Source organism: Variovorax sp. KBW07, assembly GCF_003852515.1.
Taxonomy (GTDB): Bacteria; Pseudomonadota; Gammaproteobacteria; order Burkholderiales; family Burkholderiaceae_C; genus Variovorax.
The window spans coordinates 1-11,222 of the sequence record NZ_QAJK01000177.1; the positions used below are offsets into that span (position 1 = coordinate 1).

General features: G+C 66.7%; 12 protein-coding genes. 10 read left to right on the top strand and 2 right to left on the bottom strand.

The window, feature by feature from the left end:
* Window positions 1–93: 93 nt before the first annotated feature.
* On the bottom strand, window positions 94–567 hold the full coding sequence (locus DBV14_RS29910) for a hypothetical protein (RefSeq protein WP_124465016.1): 474 nt from the start codon (window positions 565–567) through the stop codon (window positions 94–96).
* 187 nt (window positions 568–754) lie between these two features.
* On the opposite strand from DBV14_RS29910, the gene mgrA reads away from it, so the two are divergent.
* The gene (mgrA, locus tag DBV14_RS29915; protein ID WP_124465018.1) at window positions 755–1,795 is read left to right on the top strand and encodes an L-glyceraldehyde 3-phosphate reductase; all 1,041 of its coding nucleotides are present in this window, start codon (window positions 755–757) and stop codon (window positions 1,793–1,795) included.
* A 54-nt stretch (window positions 1,796–1,849) separates the two neighbouring features.
* On the opposite strand, the gene DBV14_RS29920 is transcribed toward mgrA, so the two are convergent.
* Window positions 1,850–2,056 (bottom strand): dodecin, encoded by a 207-nt coding sequence (locus tag DBV14_RS29920; RefSeq protein ID WP_124465020.1) that lies wholly within the window; start codon window positions 2,054–2,056, stop codon window positions 1,850–1,852.
* A gap of 155 nt (window positions 2,057–2,211) precedes the next feature.
* Between DBV14_RS29920 and DBV14_RS29925 the strand changes: the two genes are divergently transcribed.
* The 9 genes from DBV14_RS29925 (at window position 2,212) to DBV14_RS29965 (ending at window position 11,055) form a co-directional block, all read left to right on the top strand.
* Window positions 2,212–2,409, top strand: a complete 198-nt coding sequence (locus DBV14_RS29925) for a hypothetical protein (protein WP_124465022.1) — start codon at window positions 2,212–2,214, stop codon at window positions 2,407–2,409.
* Window positions 2,410–2,507: 98 nt separating this feature from the next.
* Window positions 2,508–3,011, top strand: a complete 504-nt coding sequence (locus DBV14_RS29930) for an AAA family ATPase (protein ID WP_124465024.1) — start codon at window positions 2,508–2,510, stop codon at window positions 3,009–3,011.
* Between the two features lie 101 nt (window positions 3,012–3,112).
* Entirely contained in the window at window positions 3,113–4,117 is a 1,005-nt protein-coding gene (locus DBV14_RS29935) for an LLM class flavin-dependent oxidoreductase (RefSeq protein WP_124465026.1), read from the top strand.
* A gap of 43 nt (window positions 4,118–4,160) precedes the next feature.
* Window positions 4,161–5,510 carry an LLM class flavin-dependent oxidoreductase gene (locus tag DBV14_RS29940; RefSeq protein WP_221621929.1) on the top strand — a complete coding sequence of 450 codons (1,350 nt, stop codon included), beginning with the start codon at window positions 4,161–4,163 and terminating at the stop codon, window positions 5,508–5,510.
* Window positions 5,510–6,727 carry a M20 aminoacylase family protein gene (locus tag DBV14_RS29945; RefSeq protein ID WP_124465030.1) on the top strand — a complete coding sequence of 406 codons (1,218 nt, stop codon included), beginning with the start codon at window positions 5,510–5,512 and terminating at the stop codon, window positions 6,725–6,727. Before DBV14_RS29940 ends, DBV14_RS29945 begins: the two co-directional genes overlap by 1 nt.
* On the top strand, window positions 6,724–7,260 hold the full coding sequence (locus DBV14_RS29950; protein ID WP_124465032.1) for a GNAT family N-acetyltransferase: 537 nt from the start codon (window positions 6,724–6,726) through the stop codon (window positions 7,258–7,260). Before DBV14_RS29945 ends, DBV14_RS29950 begins: the two co-directional genes overlap by 4 nt.
* Entirely contained in the window at window positions 7,257–9,116 is a 1,860-nt protein-coding gene (locus tag DBV14_RS34190) for an amino acid ABC transporter permease/ATP-binding protein (RefSeq protein ID WP_124465034.1), read from the top strand. Before DBV14_RS29950 ends, DBV14_RS34190 begins: the two co-directional genes overlap by 4 nt.
* 48 nt (window positions 9,117–9,164) lie before the next feature.
* Window positions 9,165–10,094 (top strand): ABC transporter substrate-binding protein, encoded by a 930-nt coding sequence (locus DBV14_RS29960; RefSeq protein WP_124465036.1) that lies wholly within the window; start codon window positions 9,165–9,167, stop codon window positions 10,092–10,094.
* A gap of 13 nt (window positions 10,095–10,107) precedes the next feature.
* Window positions 10,108–11,055 (top strand): ABC transporter substrate-binding protein, encoded by a 948-nt coding sequence (locus DBV14_RS29965; protein ID WP_124465038.1) that lies wholly within the window; start codon window positions 10,108–10,110, stop codon window positions 11,053–11,055.
* The last annotated feature ends 167 nt before the right edge of the window (window positions 11,056–11,222 follow it).

Genomic DNA, 11,222 nt, shown 5'->3' on the forward strand with positions numbered 1-11,222 from the left:
CGGCGCCCTGAATGAACGAAACAGCAGCACCCCCGTGGCAAAGGCTCAGCCCGCCAACGCGTTCTTCATCGGGTGCGGAAAGGCGGGTGAGGCTCAGGAGAAAAGCTGTGTGATGGCCCACGGTGCCATGAAGCCCACTGCCAATGCAGCGGCGGCAAACAGCAAGTCGTTCAGGAAGACGGGCTTTTTTGTGACCGCGCCGGCGACGGGGCCGAGAACAAATGGCAATGCGATCAGCAGCAAGAGGGCGATCAGGCTTGAATCGAGCAGGTACGAGGCCACGCTGCCCCACATGCAACCCATCACTGCGATGCCCAGGAATGCGATGGGCCGCGAGACCGGTTGATCTTCGGCCTTCGGGGCAACCGGTGGGGAGTCCCCCGACGCGGCCTTTGCTTCCCAAACCAGGCCCGCAGTCAATGCGGCGAGCGTCAGCAAGACGCCGGCGCCGATGCCAAAGGCTGGAAAGAGCCATGCAAGGATCAAGGCGACCGACAACCCGACGAGGGTGGCCAGCGCCGTTCGCCAGACCAGGATGGCGACAAGCAGTCCAATGAGTTCATCCATGGTTTTCTGGGGCGCCGTTGGCAAGTTCGAAAACGCGATTCTGCCTTTCACGCATCCCGCATATCGATCCGCGTTTTTCTTCCGTGCGCTCACAGCAGCGCTTGCGGCGATGTGCGCGCACGGGCATGCTGCACGGGGGCGTGCCATGCGCGCTCTTTTTCTCTTCACTATTCGCTGACGACACCTCATGACCTATCTCGCCGCACCCGCGCGCTACGACGCCATTCCCTATCGCCGCGTCGGCCGCAGCGGGCTTGTGCTGCCCGCCATCTCGTTGGGGCTCTGGCACAACTTCGGGGACAGCACGCCGATCGACGTGCAACGCAAGCTGCTGCGCACGGCCTTCGACCTGGGCATCAACCACTTCGACCTGGCCAACAACTACGGCCCGCCGTACGGCAGTGCCGAAATCAACTTCGGCCGGCTGCTGCGCGAAGACTTCAAGGCGTATCGCGACGAGCTCATCATCTCGAGCAAGGCCGGCTGGGACATGTGGCCGGGGCCGTACGGGCAGGGCGGTGGGTCGCGCAAATACGTGCTGGCCAGCCTCGACCAGAGCCTGAAGCGGCTGGGCGTGGACTATGTCGACATCTTCTATTCGCACCGCTTCGATCCGCACACGCCGCTGGAAGAAACCGCATCGGCATTGGCGCAGGCTGTGCAGCAAGGCAAGGCGCTCTATATCGGCATTTCTTCTTACTCGGCCGGCAAGACGCGCGAGATCGCGGCGTTGCTGCGCGAGTGGAAGGTGCCGCTGCTGATTCATCAGCCGGCTTACAACCTGTTCAATCGCTGGATCGAGAAAGACCTGCTTTCCGCCACCGAAGACCTGGGGGCCGGTGTCATTGCCTTCACGCCGCTGGCGCAAGGGCTGCTGACCGACAAGTACCTGAGCGGCATTCCGGCCGACGCACGCATCAACCGGCCGGGCGGCGGTTCGCTGAAGCAGGAGCACCTGTCCGACGCGAACGTGGAGCGCGCACGCGCACTGAACAAGATCGCGCAGCGGCGGGGCCAGAGCCTTGCGCAACTGGCGCTGACCTGGACCCTGCGCGACCCACGCGTCAGCTCGGCGCTGATCGGTGCCAGCCGGCCCGAGCAGATCATCGACAACGTGGCGGCGCTCGCGCATGCGCCGCTCAGTGCTGAAGAGCTGGCCGAGATCGACAAGTACGCGGTGGAAGGCGGCGTCAATCTCTGGGAAAAACCGTCGACCGACTTCGCCTGAAGCCGGCCCGTCTTCACGCTGGGCGGTCCGCTGACTGCCTGGCTGGCTGGCTATCTACTCCAGCGTGAAGCCGATCTTCACCGTTACCTGCCAGTGCGCGACCTTGCCATCGACCACATGCCCGCGCGTCTCGGTGACGGTGAACCACTGGATGTTGCGAACGGTCTCGTGGGCCTTGGCGATGGCGGTCTGCACTGCGTCTTCGATGCCGGTGGGCGACGAGCCGGTCAGCTCCAGCGACTTGTACACGTGATTCGACATGTCTGTTCTCCTGGTTGTTGGCTTGGGGACACATCATCCTAGTCAGTGCATGGCGGGGCAGGTGGAATTTTCTGCATCACGAAACTCGCAATCCGTCTTTGGCAAAGGGAAGGGCGCTGCGCAGAATCGGGCGCAGCGTTCATCTATCCATTGCCATGCCACAGCGCCTTCTCTTCGATTCCCCCGCCGCACAGGCCCGCCATGTTCTCGCCCTGACGGCGAAGGCGTGGCGCATTCCTCCGAGCTCGCCGCGCGAAATCGCGCGCCGTGCGCCGCATGGCTATGTGCCGCTGCGCGCCATGCGCCGGCTGCACGCGGCAGCGGTGCTGGCGCTGCTGCCGCATTCATGGTGAATGTCATGGCGAATGTCATGGTGAATGCCACGCAAGGGCTTTGACAGCGGGCGGCGGGCCTTGCACCATGCAGGGCCAAGCTGGAGGCCCGGACACGCATGCTGATTGTTCTGGGTGGCTTGCCCGGCACCGGCAAGACCACCATCGCGCGAGAGATCGTGGCCCGTTCGCGGGCCGCGTACCTGCGCATCGACACCATCGAGCAGGCCTTGCTGTCCGCCAGGGTGCTGGCGGGCGATGTGGTGGGGCCGGCGGGCTACGTCGTCGCCTATGAACTGGCCCGCGCCAATCTCGCGCTGGGCCTTGCGGTGGTGGCGGATTGCGTCAACCCGCTGCCGGTGACGCGCAAGGCGTGGCGGGCCGTCGCGGCAAGCACCAGCAGCCGCTTGATCGAGGTCGAGATCGTCTGCTCCGACATCGACGAACACCGCCGCCGCGTCACGCAGCGCGGCGCCGATATTCCGGGCCACGTTCCGCCCACGTGGGCCTCGGTGCAGGCCCACGACTACGCCCCATGGACCACGCAACGCCTGCTGATCGACACCGCTTTCGCCAGTGCGGCCGAAGCGGCGCAATCGATTCTTTCCCACCGGGGCGACTGAGCATTCAGCAGATATCGATATAGGAATTCAGCGCAAACGGTGCGCGCGATGCCCCACAGAATTCGCAGCAATTCTTTCAAAGGCGTCTTCCGCCGCACACCGTGTCCTATTCGCTGTCCCTGCTCGACAAGAGCCTGATCCCTGAAGGCGCAGACGCCTCGCAGGCTTTCCAGCACACCATTGCACTGGCGCAAAACGCGGAGCGGCTGGGCTACCGCCGCTACTGGCTGGCCGAGCACCACGGCAACCGCAGCTACGCGGGCTCGGCCCCCGAAGTGCTGGCCTCGCACGTGCTGGCAAAGACCTCGCGCATTCGCGTCGGCACCGGTGGCGTGATGCTGCAGCACTACAGCCCGTTCAAGGTGGCGGAGACGTTTCGCGTGCTGGCTTCGCTGGCGCCGGGCCGTGTCGACCTGGGCATCGGCAAGGCGCCCGGCGGCCTGCCGCTCACCAGCAAGGCGCTGCAGTGGCTGCACGATCCACTGAAGAAGAAGGAAGACTTCGCGGTTCGCCTGGCCGAGCTCGATGCGTTCCTGCATGACGGCGTGGCTTCGGGCCACGCACTGGCGGGCGCGGTCGCCACGCCGAACCCACCTCAGTTGCCGCAGCGCGTGCTGCTGGGCGGCAGCCCCGAGAGCGCGCACCTGGCGGCGCAGCTCGGCTGGGAGTTCGTCTACGCGGGGCACTTCAACGGCGACCCGGTCAACCTGGCGCAGTCCGTCGATGCCTACCGCTCGGCCACGGGCCGCGCGCCCTTGCTCGCGCTCTTCGCCTTCGCGGCCGAGACGCACGAGAAGGCCGCGGAGCTGGTGGGTGCGCTGCGCAGCTTCAAGGTGCACCTGCCGACCGGGCAGAGCGTGAACCTGCCGAGCCTGGAGGCCGCGGCGGAGTTCGCACGGCAGGCCGGCGTGACCGACTACCGCACCGAAGAGCGGCGCCCGCACGTCATTGCAGGCACCGGCGAAGAAGTGCGCGACGCGCTCGATGCGCTGAGCGAGCGCCACGGCATCGAAGAGTTTGTCATCGACATCCCCGTCGCCGGTTTCGCGGAGCGCACGGCGTCGGTCGAGCTGCTGGCCAGGGCGCGCGAACCCGCGCTGGCTTGAGCCTCTTTTCCTTTTCCCTTTTTCCCCTCGTCAAAGAAGAACGATCGTCATGAGCAACATCAAGTTCGGCGTCATGCTGCAGGGTGCCGGCAGCCACATGAATTCCTGGAAGCATCCGGGCGGGCCGGCCGATGCCAGCGTCAACCTGGGCTTCTTCGTGCGCACCGCGCAGAAGGCCGAAGCCGCGGGCATTGCCTTCGCCTTCGTGGCCGACGGGCTCTACATCAACGAGAAGTCGATTCCGCATTTCCTGAACCGCTTCGAGCCCATCTCGATCCTGTCGGCGCTGGCCACGGTGACCTCGAAGATCGGCCTGGCGGGCACCATTTCAAGCTCGTACAGCGACCCCTTCACCGTGGCGCGCCAGTTCGCCTCGCTCGACCTGATCAGCGATGGCCGTGCAGGCTGGAACGTGGTGACCACGCCGCTGGAAGGCAGCGCGAAGAACTACAGCCGCAACCATCCCGAGCACGCGCTGCGCTACGAGATCGCCGACGAATACCTCGCCGTGACGCAAGGCCTGTGGGACAGCTGGGACGACGATGCCTTTGCGCGCAACCGCGAGACCGGCCAGTTCTTCGAGCGCGAGAAGCTGCACACGCTGGACCACAAGGGGCGTTTCTTCCAGGTGTCGGGCCCGCTGAACATCCAGCGTTCGCCGCAGGGGCAGCCGGTGATCTTCCAGGCCGGCTCTTCGGACGCCGGCGTCGGGCTCGCGGGCAAGTATGCCGACGCGGTGTTCACGCATTCGCCCTCCATCGAGGAGACGCGCAATTTCCTGAAGCAGGTCAAGGCCAGCGCGGTGGCGCAAGGCAGGCAGGCCGACGACGTGAAGATCTTTCCAGGCATCGGCCCGGTCGTTGCGGCCACCGAGGAAGAAGCCGAAGCCAAGTACCGCGCCATCCGCGAGCTGCTGACGGTCGATGAGGCGCTGGCCTATCTGGGCCGTTTCTTCGACCACCACGACTTCAGCCAGTACCCGCTGGACGCGCCGTTTCCCGAACTGGGCGAGATCGGCCGCAACAGCTTTCGATCGACCACCGACCGCATCAAGGCCAACGCCAGGGCCAAGGGCCAGACGCTGCGTGAAGTGGCGCTCGAAGTCGCCACGCCGCGCACGCAGTTCGTCGGCACAGGCGAGCGCATTGCCGACGAGATCATCCGCTGGGTGGACGAGGGCGCGGCCGATGGCTTCATCCTTGGCTTTCCGGTGCTGGGGCAGGGGCTGGACGACTTCATCGAGTTCGTGATTCCGGCACTGGAGGCACGCGGGCGCTACCAGCGCGAGCTGCCCGGCCACACGCTGCGCGACCACCTCGGCCTGCCGCGCAAGGCGAGCCGCTACGCAGCGCCGCAAGAAGGCACCGCGCCCGCCGCGCAGAAGGCCGCCTGATGGGCGCCGCACTGCCGCGCTCCGTCGTCAAGGACATCCACCGCGTCGAATCCGCCATTGCCGGCTACGGCGACGAGTTCATCGCACTGCGGCGCGACATTCACCAGCACCCCGAGCTGTCGTTCCAGGAGCACCGCACCTCCGCGCTGGTCATCGAACGCCTGACCGCCTGGGGCTATGAAGTGACGACCGGCATTGCCGGCACCGGCGTGGTCGGCACGCTGCGGCGCGGCCCCGGCAAGAGCTTGGCCATTCGCGCCGACATGGACGCATTGCCGATCCGCGAGACCACGGGCCTGGCCTACGCCAGCGTGAATGCGGGCGTGATGCATGCCTGCGGCCATGACGGGCACACCGCCATCCTGCTGGCGGCGGCGCGCTTTCTTGCGCAGTCGGGTGAGTTCAGCGGCACGCTGCATTTGATCTTCCAGCCGGCCGAAGAGCTGGGCGCCGGCGCCAAGAAGATGATCGACGAGGGCCTGTTCGAGCGCTTCCCCTGCGATGCGGTGTTCGGCCTGCACAACTGGCCCTGCGTGGGCGCGGGCCACGTCGGCTGCGTGTCGGGGCCCGCCATGGCGGCCATCGACCAGGCCGAGATCACCGTGCGCGGCAAGGGCGGCCACGGCGCGCAGCCGCACGAGACGGTCGACCCGGTGGTGGTCAGCGCGCACCTGATCACGGCGCTGCAGACGGTGGTGTCGCGCAACGTCAACCCGCTCGACATGGGCGTGGTCACGGTGGGCTCCATCCACGGCGGCGCCGCCTCCAACGTGATTCCCGGCAGCGTGGAGCTGAAGCTCACGGCGCGTTCCTTCAGGCCCGAGGTGCGCGACCTTCTGCAGCAGCGCATTCCGGCGCTGGCCCGCGCGCAGGCCGAGAGCTTCGGCGCCACCGCCGAGGTGAGCTACCGGCTGGGTTTTCCGCCCGTCATCAACCACGAGGCTGAGACCACCTTCGCCCGCGAGGTGGCGCTCGACACCTTCGGCGCCGGCCGCGTCGACGCCGCATTCCGCCCGCGCACCGCCAGCGAAGACTTCGCCTTCATGCTGCAGGCACGCCCCGGCAGCTACGTGTTCTTCGGCAATGGCGACAGCGCGTCGCTGCACAGCCCGAACTACGACTTCAACGACGCGATCCTCGCGCCGGCGGCCATCTACTGGGTGCGGCTGGCCGAGCGCTTTCTTTCCGAAGAACCCCTGAAGGAAGCCACCCCATGAGCGAACAATTCCTCTACACGACACCGCTCGATCCGCGCGCAAGACCGTTGATCGAGGGCCTGACCTTCGAGTACGACAGCCGCTACGGCGACGTGCTGCGCGAGCCGGGTGCCCCGCGCGAGATCGACCGCTATCCGGCCGAGGTGTTCGCACCGCCGCACGGCAACTTCGTGCTGCTGCTGCGCAATGGCGTGGCCATCGGCGGGGGCGCCTTCATGCGGCACGACGAGCGCACGGCCGAGCTCAAGCGCGTGTGGACGCATGCCGACCTGCGGCGCCAGGGTCTGGCCAGCAAGGTGCTGCTGGAGCTGGAAGCGCAGGTGCTGCGCCAGGGCTACGAGCGCATCTACCTCACCACCGGTTTCCGGCAGCCCGAGGCCGTGGGCCTGTACCGCGGGCACGGCTACACCGCACTGTTCGACGAGGTTGCCGACCCCGAGACGCCGCGCAAGCTGCCGTTCGAAAAGCACCTGGCCACGGCGCGCCATCACGGCCACGCCCCGGCGGCCCTGGCCGGAGCGGCGCAGCGATGAACACCACCGTACTGGACGCCGGCCCCGAGCCGCGCAACCCCGCACCGGCGCGCGCGCCGCTGCCGGCATCGAGGCCCGAGCCCGTCGCGCAGCAACCGCGCAGCGCGCCGGCCAAGGGCGACTATTCGCACTTTCGGGTCGTGCCCGCAAGGTATCCGGCGCGCACGGTGGGCACCGTGTTCGCGGTGCTCGTCATCGGCATCGTGCTGCACTCGGTGCTGACCAATCCGCGCTGGGGTTGGGGCGTGTTCGCCGAATGGTTCTTCGCCGAGCCGGTGCTCGAAGGCCTGGGCCGCACGCTGCTGCTGACCGCGCTGGGCGCGCTGCTCGGCTTCTTCTTCGGCACCGGGCTGGCGCTGGCGCGGGTGTCGCGCTCGCCGCTGCTGGCGCGGCTGTCGTGGGTGTTCACCTGGATCTTCCGGTCGGTGCCGGTGATCGTGCTGCTGCTGATCATCAACAACCTGGGCTACCTGTACGAAACGGTGTCGCTGGGCGTGCCCTTCACCGACGTCACGTTCTTCTCGTACCCGACCACGCAGCTGATCAGCCCCTTCATCGCGGCGCTGCTGGGCCTCACGCTGAACCAGGCGGCCTTTGCCTCGGAGATCGTGCGCGGCGGCATTCTTTCGGTGGAGCAGGGGCAGCTCGAAGCGGCCGCGGCGCTGGGCCTGTCGCGCCGGCGCCAGTCTTTTCGCATCGTGCTGCCGCAGGCGATGCGCACCATCTTGCCGACCGCCTTCAACGACATCATCGGGCTGGCCAAGGGCACGTCGAACCTGTACATCCTGGCGCTGCCCGAGCTGTTCTACACGATCCAGATCATCTACCGGCGCAACCTGGAAGTGATTCCGCTGCTGATGGTGGCAACGGTCTGGTACCTGATCATCCTGACCGGGTTGTCGGTGGTGCAGCACTACATCGAGCGGCATTTCTCGCGCGGTGCGCTGCGCAACCCGCCCACGTCGTGGCTGGGCGGCGTGGTGCGCGGGCTGGTGGGGCGGGCGAGGGCGCCGGTGGCCGGGCCCGTGGCCGCCGTTGCCGACGCCGACGTGTCGGGTCCGGTGCAGGTGCCGAAGTGGACCGATGCGCTCACGCTGGGCGGCGAGGTCACCATCCACGGCGTCTCGAAGAGCTTCGGTGCGCTCAAGGTGCTCGACGACGTGACGCTCACCGTGCCGCGGGGCAGCGTGACCGTCATCCTCGGCCAGTCGGGCTCGGGCAAATCGACGCTGCTGCGCGCCATCAATCACCTGGAGCGCGTGGACGACGGCTTCATTGCCATCGACGGCGAGCTCATCGGCTACCGCCGCGACGAAGACACGCTGTACGAGCTGCACGAGAAGGAAATTCTCAAGCGCCGCGTCGACGTGGGCATGGTGTTCCAGAACTTCAACCTGTTCCCGCATCTCACGGTGCTGGAGAACATCGTCGAGGCGCCGGTGTCGGTGCGCGGCCTGTCGCGGCCCGAGGCCGAGGCGCTGGCTTCCGAACTGCTGGTGCGCGTGGGCCTGGCCGACAAGACGCATGCCTACCCGCGCCAGCTGTCGGGCGGCCAGCAGCAGCGCGTGGCCATTGCCCGCGCGCTCGCGCTCAAGCCCAAGGTGCTGCTGTTCGACGAGCCCACCTCGGCGCTCGACCCCGAACTGGTGGGCGAGGTGCTGGCCGTCATCAAGGAGCTGGCGCGCTCCGGCACCACGCTGGTCATCGTGACGCACGAGATCGGCTTTGCCCGCGAGGTGGCCGACACCATCGTCTTCATGGAGCGGGGCCGGGTTCTCGAAACCGGCACGCCGGAGAAAGTGTTCAACGCGCCGGAGCACGCGCGCACGACGGAGTTCCTGGCCAAGGTTCTTTGACCTTTTCCTTCTTTCCTTTTTCTCTTTTCCCCTACTGCATCGCCCCACATGACCCACCGTAGAAATATTCTGTCCGCCCTGGCCGTTGCAGCCTTCCTGCTGCCGCTGGCCGCATCGGCCCAGTCGACACCCGCCACCGACCTGAGCCCCGAGCAGGCGGGCCGGCCGCGCGCGCAGAAGCTCGACGAGGCCGTCAAGCTCGCGAAGGATTTCAAGTTCCTGAAAGAAGGCGTGCTGGTCGTCGGCACCACCACCGGACGCCTGCCGTTCGCGGCCTATGCCACCGACACCAAGACGCCCGTGGGCAACGCCCCCGACATCGCGCAGCTGGTGGCCGACAGCCTGGGCCGCAAGCTGGAGCTGGTGTCCACCGCCTGGGCCGACTGGCCGCTGGGCCTGCAGTCGGGCAAGTTCGACGTGGTGGTGTCGAACGTCACGGTGACGGAAGAGCGAAAAGAGAAGTTCGACTTCTCGACCTATCGCAACGACCAGCTCGGCATCTACGTGAAGTCCGACAGCAAGATCGGCCCGATCAAGGAGCCGAAGGACATCGCGGGCCTGAAGATCATCGTGACCGCCAGCACCAACCAGGAGCAGATCATCCTGCGCTGGAACAAGCAGAACGTCGCCGCCGGCCTGAAGCCGGTCGAGATCCAGTACTACGACGACGATGTGGTGCAGCGCCTGGCCATCCAGTCGGGCCGCGCCGACGCGTACGTCGGCCCCAACGCCATTGCCGCCTACGAGGCACGCGACGGCAAGACCCGCCTCGCGGGCCTGTTCTCCGGCGGCTGGCCGCTGAATGCCGAGATCGCCGTGACCGCGCGCAAGGGCTCCGGCATTGCCGAGGCCGTGACCGTGGCGCTGAATGCGCAGATCAAGAACGGCAACTATGCGAAGGCGCTGTCGCGCTGGAACCTGAGCTCCGAGGCGATCGAGGTGGCACGCACCAATCCGCCCGGCCTGCCGAAGAACTGAGGCCGCCGTCACCATGTCGTTCAAAACAAGAAAAAGCCGCACCGGCGTGCGGGTCGCCGCTCTCGGCCTGGCGCTGGCGATGACCTTCGCAACGGCGCAAGCCGCCGACCAGTTCGACTTCAGCCCCGAGCAGCGCGGCCGTGTGCACACGGGCAAGGACGCCGAGGCCGTCAACGCCACGCCGCCGAACTTCAAGTTCGTGAAAGAGGGCGTGCTGACCATCGCGATCGCGCCGTTCGCGCCGCCGATATCCACCTACGGCTCGGATGCCAAGACGGTGGTCGGCTTCGACCCCGACTTCGCCCACCTGATCGCTGAAGCGCTGGGCCTGAAGCTGGACCTGCAGCCCATCGCCTGGCCCGACTGGCCGCTGGGCCTGAGTTCGGGCAAGTACGACGCGGTGATTTCGAACGTGGGCGTGACGGAGCAGCGAAAGGAAAAGTTCGACTTCTCGACCTACCGGTTGGGCCTGCACGGCTTCTACGTGCGCAAGGACAGCCCGATCCAGTCGATCAAGGTGCCGAAGGACATCGCGGGCCTGAAGCTGACGACGGGCGCGGGCACGAACCAGGAACGCATCCTGCTCGAGTGGAACAAGCAGAACGTCGCAGCGGGCCTGAAGCCGGCGGAGTTCCAGTACTACGACGACGATGTGACGCGCTGGTTGGCGGTCACGACGAAGCGGGTCGATGCGAACTTCAACCCGAATGCGCCGCAGGCTTATGAGGCAGCGAAAAATGGGCAGCTTCGGTTGGTGGGCACGGTGAACGCGGGGTGGCCGTTGAAGTCGGACGTGGCAATCGCCACGCGCAAGGGCAGCGGGTTGGCCACGGCGTTGACGACGGCGACGAACAACCTGATTCGCAACGGAACCTACGCGAAGGCGCTTGCTCGCTGGAGCCTGGCCGAGGAGGCCCTGCCGAAGTCCGAGACGAATCCTCCGGGGTTGCCTAAGTTCTAGGGGGCGCTGCTGCTCGTTCGTTGAGGGCTTTGTTCAGGGCGACGCCCACGCCGACGGTGTGCTCTGCTCCGCGAATGTCCCCCGCTTCGCTCCTCCTTTATTTCGCTGCGCAGAGCACACCATCCGCGTGAGCGTCATCAGAGTGGTCGTTGATCAGCGGTACACCA